Origin of the sequence: Cognaticolwellia beringensis, assembly GCF_002076895.1 — a bacterium.
Classification (GTDB): Bacteria; Pseudomonadota; Gammaproteobacteria; order Enterobacterales; family Alteromonadaceae; genus Cognaticolwellia; species Cognaticolwellia beringensis.
This window is the reverse complement of record NZ_CP020465.1, coordinates 2,138,991-2,160,042: the sequence shown is the minus strand read 5'-3', so window position 1 is coordinate 2,160,042 and position 21,052 is coordinate 2,138,991. Positions and strand designations below refer to the sequence as shown.

At 38.1% G+C, this 21,052-nt stretch carries 19 protein-coding genes; 6 read left to right on the top strand and 13 right to left on the bottom strand.

Annotated features, from left to right (window positions below; genetic code table 11):
• The first annotated feature begins 67 nt into the window (after positions 1-67).
• Positions 68-1,228, top strand: a complete 1,161-nt coding sequence (argE, locus tag B5D82_RS09110) for an acetylornithine deacetylase (protein ID WP_081150991.1) — start codon at positions 68-70, stop codon at positions 1,226-1,228.
• 74 nt (positions 1,229-1,302) lie between these two features.
• On the opposite strand, the gene B5D82_RS09105 is transcribed toward argE, so the two are convergent.
• Positions 1,303-2,751, bottom strand: coding sequence for a hypothetical protein (locus B5D82_RS09105; protein ID WP_081150989.1), 1,449 nt, complete (start codon positions 2,749-2,751; stop codon positions 1,303-1,305).
• A 272-nt stretch (positions 2,752-3,023) separates the two neighbouring features.
• Here B5D82_RS09105 and B5D82_RS09100 point away from each other — a divergent pair, with 272 nt between their 5' ends.
• Complete coding sequence (locus tag B5D82_RS09100; protein ID WP_172820634.1) at positions 3,024-3,215, top strand: DUF2970 domain-containing protein; 192 nt, start codon at positions 3,024-3,026, stop codon at positions 3,213-3,215.
• A gap of 83 nt (positions 3,216-3,298) precedes the next feature.
• On the opposite strand, the gene B5D82_RS09095 is transcribed toward B5D82_RS09100, so the two are convergent.
• The 9 genes from B5D82_RS09095 to B5D82_RS09055 form a co-directional block, all read right to left on the bottom strand.
• Positions 3,299-4,114: a Dam family site-specific DNA-(adenine-N6)-methyltransferase gene (locus tag B5D82_RS09095; RefSeq protein ID WP_081150985.1), complete on the bottom strand. Its 816-nt coding sequence runs from the start codon at positions 4,112-4,114 to the stop codon at positions 3,299-3,301.
• A gap of 79 nt (positions 4,115-4,193) precedes the next feature.
• Complete coding sequence (locus tag B5D82_RS09090; RefSeq protein WP_081150983.1) at positions 4,194-5,573, bottom strand: SPOR domain-containing protein; 1,380 nt, start codon at positions 5,571-5,573, stop codon at positions 4,194-4,196.
• A gap of 22 nt (positions 5,574-5,595) precedes the next feature.
• A complete protein-coding gene (gene aroB / locus B5D82_RS09085) occupies positions 5,596-6,660 on the bottom strand; it encodes a 3-dehydroquinate synthase (protein ID WP_081150981.1) in 1,065 nt (354 codons plus the stop codon).
• 11 nt (positions 6,661-6,671) lie between these two features.
• Positions 6,672-7,190 (bottom strand): shikimate kinase AroK, encoded by a 519-nt coding sequence (gene aroK / locus B5D82_RS09080; RefSeq protein WP_081150979.1) that lies wholly within the window; start codon positions 7,188-7,190, stop codon positions 6,672-6,674.
• A gap of 144 nt (positions 7,191-7,334) precedes the next feature.
• Positions 7,335-9,338, bottom strand: coding sequence for a type IV pilus secretin PilQ (locus B5D82_RS09075; protein ID WP_245807597.1), 2,004 nt, complete (start codon positions 9,336-9,338; stop codon positions 7,335-7,337).
• Between the two features lie 53 nt (positions 9,339-9,391).
• A complete protein-coding gene (locus B5D82_RS09070) occupies positions 9,392-9,925 on the bottom strand; it encodes a pilus assembly protein PilP (protein WP_172820633.1) in 534 nt (177 codons plus the stop codon).
• Entirely contained in the window at positions 9,925-10,530 is a 606-nt protein-coding gene (locus B5D82_RS09065; RefSeq protein WP_081150975.1) for a type IV pilus inner membrane component PilO, read from the bottom strand. Before B5D82_RS09065 ends, B5D82_RS09070 begins: the two co-directional genes overlap by 1 nt.
• Entirely contained in the window at positions 10,530-11,108 is a 579-nt protein-coding gene (locus B5D82_RS09060) for a PilN domain-containing protein (protein ID WP_081150973.1), read from the bottom strand. The genes B5D82_RS09065 and B5D82_RS09060 overlap by 1 nt, the downstream gene beginning before the upstream one ends.
• Positions 11,096-12,175, bottom strand: coding sequence for a pilus assembly protein PilM (locus tag B5D82_RS09055; protein ID WP_081150971.1), 1,080 nt, complete (start codon positions 12,173-12,175; stop codon positions 11,096-11,098). The genes B5D82_RS09060 and B5D82_RS09055 overlap by 13 nt, the downstream gene beginning before the upstream one ends.
• A gap of 131 nt (positions 12,176-12,306) precedes the next feature.
• Here B5D82_RS09055 and B5D82_RS09050 point away from each other — a divergent pair, with 131 nt between their 5' ends.
• Positions 12,307-14,892, top strand: a complete 2,586-nt coding sequence (locus B5D82_RS09050) for a penicillin-binding protein 1A (RefSeq protein ID WP_094122784.1) — start codon at positions 12,307-12,309, stop codon at positions 14,890-14,892.
• Positions 14,893-15,350: 458 nt separating this feature from the next.
• Complete coding sequence (gene pckA, locus B5D82_RS09045; RefSeq protein ID WP_081150967.1) at positions 15,351-16,961, top strand: phosphoenolpyruvate carboxykinase (ATP); 1,611 nt, start codon at positions 15,351-15,353, stop codon at positions 16,959-16,961.
• A gap of 120 nt (positions 16,962-17,081) precedes the next feature.
• Here the strand turns inward: pckA and envZ are convergent, their stop codons facing one another.
• Positions 17,082-18,380: a two-component system sensor histidine kinase EnvZ gene (gene envZ, locus B5D82_RS09040; protein WP_081150964.1), complete on the bottom strand. Its 1,299-nt coding sequence runs from the start codon at positions 18,378-18,380 to the stop codon at positions 17,082-17,084.
• A 138-nt stretch (positions 18,381-18,518) separates the two neighbouring features.
• Positions 18,519-19,244, bottom strand: a complete 726-nt coding sequence (ompR, locus tag B5D82_RS09035; RefSeq protein WP_081150962.1) for an osmolarity response regulator transcription factor OmpR — start codon at positions 19,242-19,244, stop codon at positions 18,519-18,521.
• 172 nt (positions 19,245-19,416) lie between these two features.
• Between ompR and B5D82_RS09030 the strand changes: the two genes are divergently transcribed.
• On the top strand, positions 19,417-19,782 hold the full coding sequence (locus tag B5D82_RS09030) for a hypothetical protein (protein WP_081150959.1): 366 nt from the start codon (positions 19,417-19,419) through the stop codon (positions 19,780-19,782).
• A gap of 8 nt (positions 19,783-19,790) precedes the next feature.
• Here the strand turns inward: B5D82_RS09030 and B5D82_RS09025 are convergent, their stop codons facing one another.
• A complete protein-coding gene (locus tag B5D82_RS09025; RefSeq protein ID WP_081150957.1) occupies positions 19,791-20,291 on the bottom strand; it encodes a hypothetical protein in 501 nt (166 codons plus the stop codon).
• A gap of 177 nt (positions 20,292-20,468) precedes the next feature.
• On the opposite strand from B5D82_RS09025, the gene B5D82_RS09020 reads away from it, so the two are divergent.
• Positions 20,469-20,966 (top strand): TlpA disulfide reductase family protein, encoded by a 498-nt coding sequence (locus B5D82_RS09020; RefSeq protein ID WP_081150955.1) that lies wholly within the window; start codon positions 20,469-20,471, stop codon positions 20,964-20,966.
• Positions 20,967-21,052 lie beyond the last annotated feature (86 nt).

Sequence of the window (21,052 nt, the reverse complement as noted above, 5' to 3'; positions counted from 1 at the left end):
TCATATAACTAGTTATGCAACTAAATAGCATAACTACCCATGAATTAATTTTAGGTTGCTAAATATAATGAACAATACACACCAAAAACTGCCCAACTTTACCCAAGCTATTACTCAATTAATAGCACAACCAAGTATCAGTTCATCACAAGCTAGCTGGGATCAAAGTAACGAAAGTGTAATAACCTTACTAGCAACTTGGTTTGAAACGCTTGGTTTTACCATTACCATTCAAGCAGTTCCCATGGTTAAGGGCAAATTTAACCTGTTAGCTAAATTGGGAAGTGGTGACGGAGGCTTATTACTCGCAGGCCACAGTGATACAGTACCATTTGATGAAAATCGATGGTTATCCGATCCTTTAAAAGTTACCGATAATGATAATAAGCTGTTTGGCCTGGGTAGCTGCGACATGAAAGGATTTTTTGCATTTATCTTGCAGGTTTGCCAACAAATAGACCTGAAGTTATTAAAGAAGCCATTATATATTTTAGCGACTGCAGATGAAGAAACCACCATGGCAGGAGCGAGGTTTTTTGCTAATAGCGGGGTAATCAAACCTGATGTAGCCATTATAGGTGAGCCAACAAACTTAGTACCCGTGATTATGCATAAAGGCCATATGTCGCACAAAATTAGCATTAAAGGCCAAGCAGGACATTCAAGTAAGCCCGCCAGTGGCGTTAATGCTATTGAAATCATGTATCAAGTGATTAGCGAATTATTCAAACTCAGAGAAAAACTCAACCTTAGCTATAAAAATGAAGCTTTTGATGTTCAAACGCCAACAATGAACTTAGGGGCAATTCGTGGTGGCGATAATGCGAATAGAATTTGTGGTCATTGTGAGCTAGATATTGATATGCGCTCTTTACCTGGCATGAAAGACGAAGAGTTAGTTTCTTGGTTATCAATAGCATTACAACCCATTGCAGAAAAATATCCTGGGCGCCTGACCATAAATGAGCTTGATCCCAGTTCACCTAGCTTCCAGCAAGCACCAGATAGTGATTTTGTGTCGACGGCAGAAAAACTTTCTGGCCATAGTTGCTGCGCAGTTAATTACGCAACAGAAGCGCCTTTTATTCAACAACTGGGTTGTCAAACGATCGTTCTGGGGCCAGGTTCAATAGATCAAGCGCATCAGCCTAATGAATATTTAGCTCATAGTGAAATTAGCAAAACTGAAATCTTGTTGACGAAACTAATACATCATTATTGCCTATAGCGCTGCAGTATTAGCGGATATAAATACAGGATAGCACTAAGTTAGGCTTATCCTGTTTCCTTATTTGGAGGGATTCAGCGAATTCGGTTCCACAGTTTTTGGTTAACCTTCTTAGTAAAAAATTCTTCAGGTTGCCAACAGCGTGGTAATAAATCGAGATCCTTTCGTTCAAGGTAATTCGATGACAATAACTCTAATATTTCATTAAGACGTTCTTTGTTTATGCTGGAAAACTCTTTTGCTGTTTCTATAAAATATAAATTATTAGTTTTTTTAACGACTAAATCATGACCGTGGCCAATGAAAGTGAGCTGACGAGTGGCTATTCTACAGTTAGGTTCATCGGGTTTTTCAGGATATAGCCGGGTGACTATCGCATATTCGTATCGCGCGTCTTGCTCGTTATCACCAGGTATGTATATAACCCCGAATCCTTGCGGAAAATCACCCGTTATTTTATATAGGCTATCAACTACGCTCTGACAACAATTTCCACGTTCAGCATTTTGATATAAAGCTTTGTATACTTTAGGTAATAATTTATAGTTATAGTTATCTTTGGTTGATAACACAATAGCGGTATATATTTGCGGTATTTTCAAGATATTACCAACCCCTAATTTGGGTTGAATACTACCCTTTAGTAGCTGTTTTACAAATCGTAATTTATTGGTTTCTACTACATTAAAAATATCTCTCTCTTCTTTAGAATTGCCAAAATACATTACAACACCGATACCGTTAATCAGGTACTTCATAGTTTCACGGTAATTAATTTGCAATAAAGCTTTACGCTCTTCAATTTCTAATGCACGAAATATACTGCCCTGTCCGTCTTTACCTTGCATTATTTTTTGTGCATCTGGGTGGTAATTACCTATATCTTGTAAAATAGCAGCCATTAAAACAGGCACTTTCACATGGTCAACGAATTCAAGGTAAGCAGCTTCGTTCTCAATTCTTAATTTTTTATAATCGAACGCTGATATTTTTGATAATTCTTTAGCTAAGTATGCACCAGATGATAATGTTTTTAAGCAGATTTGGTCGAGTAGCCTTAAAGCTAACACTCCTCTATAAAGGGGTTTACTGCGCTCATTTTCAACAGCAACCCTACTCCCTTCAGTTGGTAATAAAAGTTGAATAGTTCCTAAGAGCTCTGAAGATTTTTTATTCGTTTCTGCTCGAGTGTCGCCTTCACACAGTTCGATGATATCTCGACATATCAGTTGTAAGTGTTGTGCACGCTCATTGCTTTCAAGTTTTAATGCTTGTAAGTATTCTCGTTGATCGCGCTCAAGGTTAGCAAGTTTATTTTTGTTTCTATCACTATCAGTTTTAGCTAATCTTGCAATTTCTTGATTAATTTTATCTAATTTACGCTGCGAGAATTGCTCTAGCTCATAATAGGTTATGGCTCTATCTAGAACCGAGTCTTTTAGTAGACTACGGCCATAAATTTTACTTAATATAATTTTTACTTTGGCGGTAAAATTAGTATCACCTGTTAGATGTTTCGACATGGATTCCGTTCAGAAAAATAATACCTAAAGGTATAATGTTAATAAAGTGCAATTTTCAGCCATTGCTTGATAGTACAATCACGTTATTTAATTATTCAGAACAATAACAACATTAGGCAAATTAATGTAAAGATTAATATAAATGTAGCTAATTAAAAGAAATTTTACAAAATATTATTAAATTAGCAGCACTTGATCGTCACTCCTCATTAGCACATACTGATTAAATATGATGCGATAACAATTTGCTAAACTGGCAATTAAGGATAATGATGGCTTCAAGTAACTTTAAAGAAACACTAAAAAGTGTTGGTGCTGCCTTTTTTGGCGTGCAAAGTGATAAAAATAGAGAACGCGATTTTACCCAGGGTAAATTTAGTCACTTTATTATTGCGGGTTTAATTGCCGTCGTGTTGTTTATAGGCTCATTAATTGCCATCGTTAGTTTCGTATTACCTAGCTAATTTAACTTTAAGTGCCGATAAGATTAAATGCGCCCCCCAGTGCAACTTACTAACTCAATCTTCCTAAGAGATTTTTACTGCCTTTAATAAAGCGCAAGTAGCTCTGAAACTTTATTCCTTTTATCCCCTTTTTGACTAATCGTTCGAGATACTTCTATCGAGTGATGATTTTTAGCATGCTCATAGATTTTTCGCGTCCAAATAGTATCGTGATTGCTAATTAATACTGATATCTTACGATTTTTTGTTACTTCCTCAGCTGCATTAGCCAAATCTGCTTGTTCATCTAAACCAAAACCATTACCAGAATAGCTGGTAAAACTTGCTGTTTTACTCAACGGCACGTATGGAGGATCGCAATAAATGACATCTCCAGATTTTGCATGCGCAAAGGTTTGTCGATAACCATCACAAATAAATACTGCTTTTTCCGCTTTTTTGGCAAAGTAGATAAGTTCTGCTTCAGGGAAGTAAGGCCGTTTATATTTACCAAATGGTACGTTATAACCACCAGATTTGTTATATCGGCATAGCCCATTATAGCCATGACGATTCATATAAAGAAATACTAAGGATCTAAAATAAGGGTCTGAGCTTTCATTAAACTCTTTACGTAATTGATAATATCTTTCTGCTTGGTTATTTTCAGGCGAAAAAAAACGTCGCGCATCAGCAATAAACTTCTCAGGTGTGCGTTGAACAATACGATAGAGGTTAACAAGATCTTGATTAATGTCACTGAGCAAATATTCGTCATAATCGCTATTAAGAAATACTGACCCAGCACCAACAAAAGGTTCAATCAGACGATTACCAGTTGGCAACATAGAGTTTATGACATCGGTTAGCGCGTATTTACCACCCGCCCATTTTAAAAACGCTCGATGTTTTTTCTTCATGGCACCTACAAACTCTAAAATTTAACAGCAGATGATTCACATCTGAAAAGTAAGCGGGGATTGTATCCTGAATCAGCCTTTATTGGGAGAGCAGAAATGCATTGATTTCGTTATTAATAACCCTAATAGGCTTAATCCACGGTTGTCGTGATGATAACGATTCTGGTAGCTGCAATAAGGCTGATTGTGCGGTAGATTTATCTGCATACTCTGCGCTCGTAATCACCATGACTGGTTTTTCATTTAATAGTCGCTGGTAGATATGGTGGTCAATAGTTGCTAAAGCCTTTAAATATGCATTCGGTAGTTTTAAATCGCTAAATGCCGCTAACTGAATTACGTAACCTGTTTTATTAGCGTAGTAATCGTTATTTATTTGTAATTGACTTGTTGAGTAAATCAACTTTTCTGTTGCTTTAACTTCAACCTTTTGTAATACAGGCTTCTGCGTTGTATTTTCTAGAGATACATTATTTACTGATGCTCTTACTACTGTTTCTGCTGCCATGGTTGCTGTTGATATTGCTGTCATGATATCGACGGGCGATGCAGGTAAAGCTTGAGCTTGCATGCTTATTTCAGGTAAAGGTGTTATCAACGAAGCGTAAATATCATTCGGCATAGCAGCAATAAGGTTAGGTCCTATTTGTGTCGTTGGCGCAGCTAGAGCTGCTATATTTTCACCCTTATTTGATAGCACCATGGTTTGAGGTTTCGCTAGTACGGTTGTTAAGGATATTTTTTCTTTATTGTTAGCGACTATAGATTTGGCAAAATTGAAGCTATCTACCTGGAGTAAATTTATAACCACACTGGCAAGACCGACTAAGAATATTAAGGCGCTAATTAGCCATTTATTTTGTTTAATATAATGCCATTTTGGCTGGGTATTCTTAAATAGCGTTGATGAGGTTGACAGCAACTGTCCTGACTGTGCCGATAATATTGTCAGTTTGTTATCAAACAAGCTTTTATTAACCGCGACAGTTTTTCCAGCTTGCGCTGAACCGAACATAACGATATTAACCACCAAATTTGCTTTTTTAGCAATTGCAGCTAATTGTGATAGTTCGTGTAAGATCTGTAATGATAAATGTTGAGCACTATTGAGTATAATACTAATACTTTGTTGTGATTTTTTGGCTAAATTAATCACACTAACCGCTAAAGAAATTTCAGGATCAAATAATTCACCGGTATATAACTGTTCGATTATACGGCAACGAATTTGGATATTATTAAACTGCGAAGAAAGTGAAATATAGGCAGCATTATGCTGCTCAGGTAAACTTGCCAAAAATTGACTAGAAATAGCGGCATTTTGTTCTACGCTTTCATCAATAACCAGAATGGCCTGTTTTGAAAAACGAAGAATGTAGTCTATGCGTGCTTGAGCACTAATTTTAGTGACACTTGTATTATCGTTTGATATGTCAATATTATTTTTTAACGCCGACATGCTTCACCTATCCTGAATATAATTACAGAATTTGTTGAAGCAGTTCCACACTAACATCGTCGTTAATTTCAGATTGACCAATAGCCGTTGGAAGAATAAAGCGAAGCTTTCCTGCTAAGTTCTTTTTATCGCGACGCATATGGCAAATAAATTCATCAAAACCCATATTCTCTGGTGCAATTAACGGTAAATCAAATGCAGACAGTAAAGCTTCAATACGACGAAGATCTGACACTTCAAGCAAATTCATTGTTACTGATAACTTAGCAGCAAGTACCATGCCAGTAGCAACAGCTTCGCCATGTAACCACTTACCGTAACCTTGATCCGCTTCAATGGCATGACCAAAGGTATGCCCTAAGTTCAATAAAGCACGCACACCTGCTTCGGTTTCATCTTCAGCAACAATATTGGCCTTGCACTGGCAACAGCGCTCGATCATTTGCATTAGGATCTGAGTTTCACCCGCTTTAATGGCATTAGTATGCTGCTCAAGCCAAGTAAAAAACTCACCATCACCTAAGATACCGTACTTAATAACCTCAGCCATACCCGCATTAAACTCTCTTACCGGTAAAGTAGCTAGGCTCGCCAAATCGATAAAAACCGCTTTAGGTTGATAGAACGCGCCTATCATGTTTTTACCTAAGGGATGATTTACAGCTGTTTTTCCACCGACAGATGAGTCAACTTGCGACAATACTGTGGTAGGTATTTGAATAAAATCAATACCACGCTGATAACACGCAGCAGCGAAGCCAGTTATATCACCAATAACGCCACCACCTAATGCGATTAAGGTCGTATCTCGACCATGATTACCCGCAAGAAGATGTGACATTATCCGTTCAAAATTCGCTAAGCTTTTCTCAGCTTCACCATCAGGCAAAATAATTTCATCAATATCGAAATTATTGAGACTGTGCTTCATTTGCTCAAGATAAAGTGGTGCAACAATGTTATTACTAACAATGCATACACGTTTAGAGCGGATATGACTAGACAGCAGATCACTATTTGATAATAGTCCGCTGTCTATATAGATTGGGTAGCTGCGAGCGCCAAGTTTAACTTGAAGTGTGGTCATAGATATCTTGTTTAAAAGTCTAAACGCTCTACTATTTTACTTGCTACAACTTTCGCACTTTGGTCGTCCGTCTGCACGATAACATCGGCAATTTCTTCATATAACGGATTACGTTCAACAGCTAAGTTTTCAAGTACAGTTCTAGGTTCTTCATCAGTTTGTAGTAGCGGACGGCGTCTGTCTCTTTGCGTGCGAGCAACTTGTTTATCAATCGTTGTTTCTAGATATACTACAATGCCGCGAGCTGATAAGCGATTACGCACTTGAGCGCTAATTACAGAACCACCGCCTGTAGCCAAAACAATCCCTTGTTTTTCACTTAAGTCTTCAATTACTGATTCTTCTCTTAAACGAAAGCCTTCTTCGCCTTCAAGATCAAAAACCCAAGCGATATCTGCACCAGTGCGACGTTCTATTTCTTGATCGGAATCAAAGAACTCTAAATGTAGCTTATCCGCTAATTCTCTACCAATGGTGCTTTTGCCTGCGCCCATTGGGCCTACAAGGAAAATGTTACGTTTTTCTGCCATTAGATTAATTAATACTCGTTTATTTATTACGTGAACAGGTAAGAGGGAACCTCCCTCGAAAATTTCAAGGGCGCAATTATCGCAATTGTTGGGTACAAATTGCAAGCATGTAAGATGAAAACACCACCTTACATGCAAATTAACTTAAAATCTCTCCGTAACTATGCGTGGTGTAACGAATATTAAGAGTTCTTTTTTCTCATTAAAGTTACTACTATTCCTAAACATCCAGCCAAAATATGGAATATCACCTAAAACTGGCACTTTTGACACTGAACTAATAATTTGTTGCTGATAAATACCACCAAGTACGATGGTTTCACCATTATTAACTAAAACTTGTGTGCCTATTCTCTGTGTATCTATCGCTGGTGCCGTGCCATTTGAAACATCTGAGACGGTATCTTGCGTTACCACTAAGTCTAATATGATTCTATCATCAGGGGTTATATGAGGCGTCACTGTTAAGCTCAAGACAGCCTTTTTAAATTGTGTAGATGTAGCACCACTAGAAGCAGCTTCTTGGTATGGAATTTCAACACCTTGCTCGATGTACGCTTCTTTTTGGTTCGCGGTGGTAATACGTGGACTGGCAATTATTTCGCCTTTATTTTCTTTTTCCATCGCACTTAATTCAAGGTCTAGAATTGTACCGTCAGCTAAACGAGCCACCTGAAAAGCAATACTACCCGCTGGACTTCCGACCGGTAAATTTACATTTAATCGATCACTTAACGATGGGATTGTGCCATTTCCAGCACTTTCGGCACCTGATAAAGAACCTGATGTTGATGAGTCTGAACCCGTATCTGTTACACCCCAACGAATACCTAATTCTTCGTTGATATTATCTTTTACCGTTACCATACGAGATTCGATAATAACTTGTCGAACCGGAATATCTAACACCGAGACCATACGTTTAATATCTTCAATACTGGTTGCGGTATCTCTAATTAATAACGTGTTAGTTCTTTCATCAACACTGACACTGCCACGTAGTGATAAAATACTGTTTTCTTCATTTTTAATTAATGCAGCAAATTCAGCAGCTTTTGCGTAATTGACTTGTACGTATTCAGAATATAATGGCGCCAACTCTTCTACTTGCTGCTTAGCTTGTAAGTCTCGTGCTTCTCGAGCTGCTAATTCGTCACTTGGAGCAACCATGAGAATGTTGCCCTCCATGCGCTTGTCTAAACCTTTAACCTTTAAAATGATATCCAAGGCTTGATCCCACGGAACACCATCTAGTCGCAAGGTAATATTGCCTGCAACGGTATCACTGGTCACTAAGTTAAAACCATTATAATCAGCAACGATTTGCAAAACAGTACGAACCGAAATATCTTGGAAGTTTAACGATATTGCTCTACCACTAAAACTTTCCTCTTCACCAAGATAGCCGTCCTGTTGAACTTTAGCGTTAACTGTCAATGAAAAAACATCATTATATTGTTGATGCTTATATTCAAACGGCCCATCGATATCAACCACTAAACGCGCATTCTGTCCTTCTTTGAAAGTTTCAATACCAGTAACAAGTGTACCAAAATCTGTAACATCTAATTTATAAATGTAATCTTCCAAAATCTCAGTATTATGAAATTCGATGTAAAGCTTACCTAATTTATCACTGACATCGACCGCAACTTTACTGTCAATCAGTTTAACTAAAAGTTGTGCTTCATTCTGTTGACCACGTTTAAAATCAATATTATCGATCTGATTAATAAAACCATGCCCCAGCGGAATTAATTGCGTTACCGTTTTATTTACCTGCCCGGTATTTAACGTTAAAGCAAAAGTATTATCTTTTTGAATAACATCAAAAATAGATAGATGTTGCAAATTAACATTAGCAACAACTTTACCTGCTATTTTTTGCACCTTGATATCTGTTACACCGGCGTGCTCAATAAGTGTATTAGCGATATCAGGATTAAATTGCTCAGCATCAAATGTTATTCTAACTTGAGCAGGTGTCATCGATGTTGTCACTTCCGGTGGCGCAACAATTTTATCTGATAACTCAAAAACCAATTCAATTTCATTATTTTGAATGGTGTTGTAGGTGATCCCTGTTAGTTCGTTCGCCCACGAGAAAGTGGATAACACGCATAAATAGGCGGCCGTAATTAACTTCATTTTTTTGCAATGTGTCATAAGATTATCGTTTTTCATTTTATTAAATAGCAACATTACTTCCTTTGCCCCTCTGCACTTGTCTCCGTCATGGTAACGACAGTTTCACGTTCCACCCAGCACCCAGCGCCATCTGGGATTAACTCTAATACTTTTACATTATCTTGGCTTACCGTGGTAATTTTACCATGATATAAACCGACATAGCTTCCAACAGCAACTCTGTGCAAGGTATTGTCAGACGCCTCGACGAGTGCCCAAGTAACGCCTAATTCACCTAAGGTGCCACGCATCACTAAATCGCTAAGTGAAAACTTCTCCAAAGGCTGCTTTCTTCGACGTGGGTCTGGACTCAAACAGCCCGACATTTGTTGAATTTTTTCTTGAATAGCTTCAGGCTTAGGCACATCAAACGGACTTCGGAGTACATCAGCTGAATAATCAAAGTGATCAAATACCCTCACTTCAGGCATCGGGTCAATCGTGCTAGAAGTCTCTGACTGAACATTCACAATATGTTGTTTCAAGTCATCTGTGTCACTAAAACAACCCGTCAACATTACAGCACTCAATAATATTAATTTTTTCATTATTCAGTGGCCTCCCGATAACGATACGTTTTAGCTTGCAGCTTTAATTTTAAGTCACCTGAGGCTTGTTTTTGCAAATTTATGTCAAAATTATGCAGGGTAACTATACGAGGTAAGCCAGCAATTCGACTAACAAATTGTCCAAATTCATGATAAGAACCCAGCACCTCAATATCGATGGGTAACTCGATATAAATTTCTTGCTCTATTTCCGGCTGCCAATTTAATTTAACAAAATCAAGCCCAGTAGTTGTACCGACAAAGGTAATGTCATCTAATAAGCCAGGAGTTTCATGGCTTTCAGGTAAACTTTTCAACTGATTTGCAAACATCGCTTCAGCTTCAACCATTTGTTCTTCAAATAGTTCTAAGTTAGCCGCTATATGATATTTAGCTTGATATTGTTGCTTTAAGGTAGTCTCTTCTGCTGTTACGCGTTCAAGCTGCTTAATTTGGTCACTGACCATTAATACATAACCTAAACCTAATACTAAGATAACCAAAAATATTGATAAAACAATTTTGGCTGCTTTTGGCCATTGTCCAATATTATCAAGCTCTAAGCCATCAAATTGCTCCATAAATTCCGATAAATCAAAATTCATTATGGTGCTCCTTGCGTAGTCTGTTCGTTTAAGTTAATTAAACCTTTAATTCGAACACGCATTTTAAAATCACTTAATAATTTACTTTTTGCATCATTTGAGGTTATCGATTCAAGTATTGCATCTTCAAACAAATCAGAACTTTCTATTTCTCTGATCATATTAGCCAAGTGGTTATTTGACTCACTTTTACCGATAATATTTAAGCTGTTATCTTGTTTTTCTAGACGCGTAAGATAAATACCATTCGGCACTATTTTTGCTATTTCGTCTAAAACTTGTGTGGCTACATTGCGGCTACGCTGCAACTGTTCGACAACACTAGTGCGTTTTTCAAGTTCTTTTTTCTTTTCGTTTAAAGACTTTATCTTCGAAATCCGTAAATCGAGTATTTGAATTTCATTTTGTAAAAACTGATTTCGGGTATTTTGGCCGTCAATTCGAATTTGATAAAACTGATTCACTGAAAAAACAATAATAAATGCCGCTAATGCTACTATGGTTAATACCGTAAAGTATTCTCGTTGTTTGGCTTTTTCAGCTTCTTCACGCCATGGTAATAAATTTATATATGCCATGGGGTAAAACTCCTTAAGGCTAAACCAGCCGCCACCATAAAGCGTGGTGCTGTGTTGGCTAACTCTTCTTGATTAATAGTGCTAGAAATTTCCATCCCTGCGAAAGGATTTGCTATTACGGTATGAATGCCCAATTCTTCTGTTAAAAGTTGCTCAACGCCTTCCACTGAAGCACTGCCACCTGAAATAACTAAATAATCAATTTTTTCTTTACCACTTGTAGTCAAAAACATTTGGATGGCACGACGAATTTGCTGCACCAGTATCGTATGAAAAGGCGCTAAAACTTCGAAGGTGTAATTGGGAGGTAGATCATCGCTTAACTTCGCTATCTCAGCTTCTTCAAACGATTTATTATAATAAGAAACAATGGAACGAGTATATTGTTCACCACCAAAAAGTTGGTCGCGACTGTAAATATGGTTACCAGCTTCTGTAACCGAAAATAATGTCATGGTCGCGCCCAAATCTACGGTAGCTATCACTTTACCAGCGGCGTCATCGGGTAGCTGGCTTAAGGTTAAATCATACGCACGGCTGATAGCGTAAGACTCGACATCAATAACTTTAGTTTCAAAACCACCCGCTTCTAATGCCGCAACTCTAGCTTCAACAGACTCTGTACGTGCTGCGCTGAGTAAAACATTGATTTTACTTGGATCAGATTCATTAATATCGAGTGACTCAAAATCAAGACTCACTTCATCTAACGGGTAAGGTATTAGACTGTCAGCTTCAATTTCTATCTGGCTAGCCAATTCTTGTTCGGTTAACGCAACATCCATATATATTATTTTTGTGATCACCGTTTGACCAGATACAGCAGATGCCGCTTGTCCAACAGACGAGGAGATTTTTTTTCGAATTTTGGCAACCACTTTACCAACGGCATCTATGTCTTGAATTTCTCTATCGACAATAGCCCCTCTTGGCATGGGTTCAATAGCGACAGTTTCAAGAACATATCCGTTTTCGTTTTGGTTCAGTAAAACAGCCTTAATAGAGTGAGAACCAATGTCAATTCCAACCATTAAAGAGGTCTTTTTTTTCCATAAACTACTTAACATAGAATCCTACTAGAACATTTTATTATAATAATATTAGGTATAAAGTTCGTATAAATACATTTATTACATGCTTTTACAGGATATACTAGTACTATTACGTCTATTTTATAACTTTTATCGAGCATTTTTTTGTGTTTTCTATAAAAAACCTGTTAAAAACGGGTGCTGTGTTGATATTTATCGGATTTTTGGCTCTCGCTGGAATCTACATGTCTATGCGCGCCAATTTACCCAGTGTCGAATCATTAAAAGATTTGCAATGGCAAACACCCATGCAAATTTTTAGTGCTGACGGCAAACTAATCTCCCAATTTGGTGAAAAAAAACGGATTCCTTTAACTTTAGAAGAAATGCCGCAGCAATTAATTAATGCGATATTAGCGACTGAAGATGATCGTTTTTACCTTCATTTTGGTGTTGACCCGATTGGTATGGCGCGCGCCATCATAGGACAATTAACAGGTCAAAATAAAGGAGGTGCAAGTACCATCACTATGCAAGTTGCACGAAACTTTTTTCTATCTCGTGAACAAACTTATGTCCGTAAAATTCGCGAAATATTTATTTCTTTTCATATTGAAAGCCTGTTATCAAAAGATGAAATACTTACGCTTTATATGAATAAAATTTCCTTAGGGCATCGCTCTTTTGGATTTGGAGCCGCAGCTCAGGTTTATTATGGTAAAGACGTTAAAGAACTGACCTTAGCGCAAATAGCCGTATTAGCTGGTTTACCTAAAGCACCATCAACCATGAACCCTATTAGCCGACCTGATAGAGCATTACAGCGCAGAGCCGTGGTATTACAGCGCATGTATATTTCTGACTATATTACTGCTGAAGAAATGTCAGCGGCAAATAAAGAACCTATTACGGCGATTAAACACGGCGCTGAAATCGAGCTAAGCGCGCCATATATTGCTGAGATGGCGCATCAAGAGATGGTAGATCGCTTTGGCAAAGAGGCTGCGTATACCGGAGGTTACAAAGTGTTCACCACAGTAACCTCAAAACTGCAATATGCTGCTCAACAAGCGGTAGTTAATAATATATTCTCCTATGATCAACGTCATGGGTATCGCGGACCTATTAATACCTTACGACCCCTTGATGACCAAGCCAAAACAAATAGTACAAGTGATTCGAGCGAAATTACAATGGCACCAATCACTAACGAAGAGATAATAGCCGCACTAGCTCCCCTCTCCAGTTATCACTCAATTGAACCTGCGGTTGTTACTGCTATTTTCGAACGCGCTGCAAAAGTGACACTACAAGATGGTTCAGAGGTCAACATCAATTGGCAAGGCTTAGCTTGGGCACGTGCGTATATTAATGATGATAAACAAGCGACACCTCCAACTGTCGCTAGTGATATTTTAGCACTTGGTGATATTGTTATGGTTGCTCCAACGGAGGATAGCTATCGTCTAAGTCAATTACCTGAAGTCAGCTCGGCATTGATCTCCCTAGCAACAGATAATGGCGCTATAAAAGCCGCAGTGGGTGGTTTCAGTTTTCAGCAAAGCCAATTTAACCGTGTTACCCAAGCAAAACGTCAAGTAGGTTCGAACATTAAACCTTTTATTTATTCTGCAGCGCTAGACAGCGGTTATACTTTGGCATCTATAGTCAATGATGCCCCTATTAACCAATGGGATAGAAGTTCTGGTGTGGTTTGGCGTCCTAAAAATTCACCACCTGTTTATAGCGGCGAGATACGCTTTCGCCTAGCATTAGCGCAGTCTAAAAACGTAATTGCTGTTCGTTTACTTAGGGAGGTCGGCTTAGATAAGGTGATTCCTTATTTAGCACGTTTTGGTTTTAATCCTGTTGACTTGCCACGTAACGAGTCGTTAGCACTTGGTTCTGCGTCTTTAACACCGTTAGAAGTAGCCACTGGCTTCGCCACATTTGCCAATGGTGGTTTTTTAATTACACCTTACTTAATTGAACGTATTGAAGACTCTTTTGGTAAAGTATTATTTCAAGCCAATCCAGCCATTGCATGTGACCGTTGTGATGAGACGACTGAAACATTAACAAAAGCAAACGATGTCAGCAGTGACAGCATTGACAGCATTGAGTTGGTAACTTCTGAGCATGAACCACTACCACCAATACCAATCATTAAAGCCCCGCGTGTTATCAGTGCTCAAAATGCATTCTTAATGACCGAAGCACTTAACTCTGCAATCTGGGGCGCCGACTGGAATATAAAACCTTTTTGGCAAGGCACAGGTTTTCGTGCACGTGCCCTTAAACGTAAAGATATTGCCGGTAAAACAGGCACGACAAACCAGGCAAAAGATGCATGGTTTTCTGGCTATAGTCGCCGTTTAGTAACAACATCTTGGATCGGTTTTGACAACCCCAGTCGGAACCTTGGACAAACAAGCTACAACAGTAATTTAGGTAAAGCTCAAACTACAGGTAAAGAATTTGGTGCTAAATCAGCACAGCCCGTTTGGATCAATTTTATGAAAGAAGCCCTTGCAGATCTTCCTGTTGAACCTTTTGAGCAACCTGAAGCGCTAATGTCTGTCCGAATAGATAAATTATCAGGAAAATTGACGACTAAAACAGATAGGTCAAGTCAGTTCGAGTATTTCGAATTAGGCACAGCCCCGACTGAATATATAAGCCAAGATATTAGTAGTGAAATTCTCGATGGTGGTGATCCTGATATAAGCACTGAAGATGGAATATTCGAATGAGGACTATTTTTTAACTTTCGGACGGGTTTTTACAGTCAAAAATATCCTTGCTAAAAGTTTAACAATCGCTGCTAAAAGTTTCGTTAGGTAAGTATGCGAATGAATATTTTGTGTTCATTCGCTATTTATAACGACATTTTTTAAATTTTATTTCGACTTTACAAAGTAATAACAAACTCATTTTCTTGACCATACAGTCAACTCCACTAGCACAATAACCATTTGTTATTGTTAGCTATAATTATAAAAAAAAATATATACCCACTTTATAAATACGGTTATTAATACAACTCATAATAATCTCAAACGCCAAAATAATGAAAGTATCTATGAAAACTTTCACAACGAAAGAAAAAAAACTTTCGTTTTGCTCATCGATCACCTAAAATTGTTGCCCAAACTCGGAAAACCGAAACTAATCATTTAAAAATCGTCATACCTTTAGGAGCGAATTCGCAATGGCAGCTTTAGAAAACTCAATCGATTTATCTTCATACGGCATCAGTAATGTTGCTGAGATAGTTTACAATCCTTCTTATGAGTTACTCTTTGCTGAGGAAACAAGATCTGACCTCACAGGTTTTGACAAAGGTACTGTTACCGAACTCGGCGCTATTTCAGTAGACACCGGAATCTTTACAGGTCGCTCACCAAAAGATAAGTATATTGTTCGTGATGATACAACACGTGATACGGTTTGGTGGTCAGATCAAGGTAAAAATGACAATAAACCAATGACACAAGAAACTTGGACAAGCCTTAAAGGCTTAGTAACCGAGCAGTTGTCAGGCAAGCGTTTATTTGTGGTTGATACTTACTGTGGCGCTGATGAAGCTACACGCTTAAAAGTACGTTTTATTACAGAAGTAGCTTGGCAGGCTCACTTTGTTAAAAACATGTTCATTCGCCCGACTGATGTCGAATTAGAAACTTACGAACCTGATTTCATCGTAATGAATGGTGCAAAAACAACGAATCCGAATTGGCAAGCACAAGGCCTAAATTCTGAAAATTTCGTTGCCTTTAACTTAACTGAACGTATTCAGTTAATTGGTGGTACTTGGTACGGCGGCGAAATGAAAAAAGGTATGTTCTCAATGATGAACTACTTATTGCCGCTAAAAGGTATAGCTTCAATGCATTGTAGTGCTAACGTTGGTGAAGATGGCGATACTGCAGTTTTCTTCGGTCTTTCAGGTACGGGTAAAACAACTTTATCAACCGATCCTAAACGCCAACTTATCGGTGATGATGAACATGGTTGGGATGAAAACGGTGTATTTAACTTTGAAGGCGGTTGTTACGCAAAAACCATCAACTTAAGCAAAGAAAGTGAACCTGATATCTACAACGCTATTCGTCGTGACGCCTTACTGGAAAATGTAACTGTTGACGCGAAAGGTAAGATTGATTTTGACGATAATTCAAAAACTGAAAACACTCGCGTTTCTTACCCGATTCATCACATTGATAACATTGTTAAACCTATATCTCGTGCTGGCCATGCAAAAAAAGTTATTTTCTTAACCGCTGATGCTTTTGGTGTATTACCCCCTGTTGCAAAATTAACACCTGCACAAACAGAATATTACTTCTTGTCTGGTTTCACCGCGAAACTTGCTGGTACTGAACGTGGCATTACGGAACCAACACCTGCATTCTCGAGTTGTTTTGGTGCAGCATTTTTAAGCTTACACCCAACACAATACGCTGAAGTACTTCGCAAACGTATGCAAGCTGCTGGTGCCGAGGCTTACTTGGTCAATACCGGTTGGAATGGCACAGGCAAACGTATTTCAATTAAAGATACCCGCGCAATTATTGATGCTATTTTAGATGGATCAATTGATGATACAGAAACTCAAGTTTTGCCATTATTCAATTTAGATATTCCAACCAGCATCAAAGGTGTTGACGATAATATTTTAGACCCACGTAATACTTATGCTGAGGCATCACAGTGGCAAGAAAAGGCAGTTGGTTTAGCCACTCGCTTTGTGAACAACTTTAATAAGTTTACTGATACTGATAACGGTAAATCATTAGTAGCAGCAGGTCCAAAGCTATAATCAAAGCATTGTCGTACTAAAATAAAAAGCCAAAAAGCCGTCATATTTATGACGGCTTTTTAATGCGCTATTGCTTTAAAACTCACTCACGACTAGATCTGTTACCATCAGCACAAGTGACTAACCATGACTTATAGGTAAACAAACTTTCGCCTGAAGCCCACCTTCAATTCTGTTCGACAATTCTACTCGACCGCTGTGGGTATCGACAATCCGCTTGATAATTGCCAAGCCTAGACCACTTCCTTCTGTTCCTCTTGCGATATCTCCTTGTGTAAAAGGTTGAAATAAACGTTCGATATCAACTTCAGGAATACCGGGTCCTTCATCGCAAACACAAAAACAAACTTCCTGTTTACGTTTGTCAAATGACGTAGACACCGTAACTTTACCATCAGAATAACGTAAAGCGTTTTGAATTAAATTAGCCAGAGCACGCTTCATTGCAACGTAACGCAGAGGAACTTTAGGTAAAGGCTCTGCATTGAAAGTAATTTCTCGCTCTAAAACACTTTCAGACTGCACTACCTCATCAATCAAAATATTAATATCATCTAACTCAGCTTTGTCTTTACTGTCATGACGAATATAATCAATGAACTGATCTATGATGGTGTTCATATCTTCAATATCTCCTTCAATACCCTCTTTTAAAAATTCATCTTGTTGGGAGATCATTTCAGTTGCTAATCGAATGCGGGTTAATGGTGTACGTAAGTCATGTGATATACCTGCCATCAATAAATTCCTGTCATCTTCGAGTTGCTTAATACCTTTCGACATGCGATTGAAAGCGCGGGTTACCGCCACAATTTCAGTTGTCCCCCGTTCCGTTAATGGCTCTGGAAAGTCACCACGACCAACATCAAGAGCAGCATGTTGTAATGCGCTTAGTGGACGATTAAGTTGTCGGACAAAGATCCAGCCTCCCATCACACTTAAAATCCCTAAAATCATTAACACGAAAATCAACGGTGAAAAATTCTCTTCTTCTAAACCATTTATAGGGATTTTAATCCAGTAATTAGGTGCTTGCGGTGGGCGTATCCAAAACAAATACTCATCACCTTGAGAAATTCTTACTTCAGCAGGGCCGCCTAGTAGATTAGACATTTCATCAGAGCGAAATGCATAATACACCGCATCTTGTAAGCCCAATTTCATCGCGGCGGCTTCACGATAAACGCCAATGCCAGTTTCGCGCTGAAATGCTTCCCCCATTGCAGGGCTTATCGCTTCATCTTCAATATCTATAAAGACAACTCGTACTTGTTTCGCCAGCAGTTGATTCACTTGCTGGGCATTGGGTTGAATTATATATATCGACATCGATATAAAAGACACCACTTGGTTTATTAACAGCAATACACCAATTAAGAGTACCGTTTGACCAAAGGCACTGCGCGGCAATATTTTCATAGACTTCTACTACGTTAGAATTGTTTTCCGTGCACTTTATACCAATCTCATTAATTACCGATCCATCTCTACTGGTAGAACAAGCTAATACTGCGTGTAAAGTAGACTATCTAATTAATGCAATTGGTATCAGTAAAATTATGCTACAGACTTTCCTTCAGGCACAAATACATATCCTAAACCCCAAACGGTTTGAATATAACGAGGTTTTGCCGGATCTTCTTCTAGCATTCGACGCAAGCGTGAAACCTGAACATCAATACTTCGCTCTAAGGCAGAGTAGTCTCTACCGCGAGCTAAGTTCATTAACTTATCTCGCGATAATGGCTCTCGAGGATGCGTAATCAATGCCTTTAACACCGCAAACTCACCGCTCGTTAATGGCATATTAATATCGCCTTTCACCATTTCACGTGTGGCAAGATTCAACTGATATTCACCAAAAGAAATTATATTTTCTTCTTGTGATGGTGCACCGGGAGCCTCTTGTACACGTCGACGTAAAACCGCTTTAATACGCGCTAATAGTTCACGAGGATTAAAAGGCTTTGGCATGTAGTCATCAGCGCCAAGCTCCAAACCAATAATACGGTCTACTTCATCACCTTTCGCCGTTAACATAACAATCGGAATATCATTCGAGTTTTGGCGTAATCGGCGACAAATGGATAAGCCATCTTCTCCAGGTAACATTAAATCGAGCACTAACAGATGAAAGTTTTCGCGCTCAAGCAATCTATCCATTTGCTCAGAGTTTGCTGCACTACGAACTACAAATCCTTGCTCTACTAAATACCGTTCCAGTAAGGCACGTAAACGCATATCATCGTCTACTACCAAAACTTTCGGTGTTTCATGTCCCATACTATTCGTTCCACTTATTATTTTTAAACTTGGCTTAACTATAAGTCATATTACTGCAAATATAAAAAACTGTTCTACGTCAGCTTGATAGCATTTGTTACAAATTATGTTACTCGTTCGTTTAGTTAATTGAATTACTTACTTTGACTAAATATTGTGGGAGAATACGCGCATGAGAATTTGGCAGCACTTTCACAAAGTACCTTTGCGTGTTTTACGTATCAGTAAAAGGCGTAATATCATCCGCCTTAAGCGTAGCATGATTAAAGTGAAAATTGCCTTAGCTCAAGAAAAGGTCGAAACCAGAGCCATGCTAAGTATTTACAAACGCTACACAAAGCGAGATGCAAGTCCTGAAGAAATGCGTATTGCCAATCAACAATTTGTTGATATTTTAAAAGGCCTTGGCATTGGTATTTTCGCTATTCTGCCTTTTGCCCCTATCACTATACCGCTAATGATAAAAATTGGTCGCTGGGTTGGGGTCGAAATTCTGCCTAGTGCATTTGTAGATGATAAAAAAACACCTAAACCTTAAGCTAAAAACTATTTCAAATAATGAATCGCTTGATCGGTAACACATTGAGTGAAGCTTTTTTGACGCTCACTTCTTGAAAGACCTTTAATTGTTTCAGTCACTAAACGCATTTTTTGCTGCTTTTCGTCTACAGATAAGTGTAATAATTGCTCATGAAAGCAGCCCTTCAAACCATAATTTAATGCCGTATCCGATTTAGGCGACTCCTCGCCTAAGCAAGCAATTAGCTTTTCAGCCAACGTATTTTTGTCTAACTGGGTAATCATGGCTTTAATCGTTAAATTCTCATCTGTTTGATTTTGTTGTTGGCAGCTGTAAAGCATATCTGCGACCGCAACAATGGGAATAAGCGCCTCATGCTGAGCACCAAATCGTGCTTTTAGCCATTGATTCATATCGAGTGATTGGCTCTGTGTAGCGTGTAATGGTGTACTAAGAAAAAAAGTCAATAAACACGAAACCAAAAAATAATCATAACTATTTTTTCGGCTAAAAAACTTAATGGTCATACGGTACCCTTAACTTGTGACTGAACTCAATTTTACCAAGCTTATATTTAATCACCCAAAATTAAAAACTAATTGTTGAGTCATTGTGGTAAATCTTAAAAAATCACTAAATTTTGCTATTGCTAACTAACGTGGTTAAATGACGATAAATAAGGTTTAAATAATGTTGGCTATATCGTGATACAAAACTTTAAAATATGCTTTTTTCTTATAACAATCATTACATTTGCTAGCCAGGTATCAGCGACTGATAATGTTAATGTAAATGCTGACTCGAACACAATTGAGTTATTAGACCAGCATTTAAAAAATGAAATTGGTAATATCGTTTACGTTGATTTTTGGGCTTCTTGGTGTATTCCATGTCGTAAATCATTTCCTTGGATGAATAACTTAAAAGCGCAGTATCAAGAACAAGGCTTAACCATCATCAGTATTAACTTGGATCATAGCCGTGAGTTAGCTGACGAATTTTTAATGACAATACCAGCCAATTTTCCGGTTATTTACGATCCTAAAGGCTTAATTGCTAGAAAGTATAAACTAAAAGGTATGCCAAGCAGTTTCATCATTAATCGACAAGGACAAATTGTCAGTGGGCATGTTGGTTTTAATCTAGAGAAACAATTAGCCTACGAAAAAGAAATTCATACGCTATTATACCAAGTTGATTAATTAGCTGCCCATTTTTAATGGTTAAAATTAATCAAATTGGTATTGAATACTGTATATCAGTCTAACTAATTCCGGTAATTAAAAAG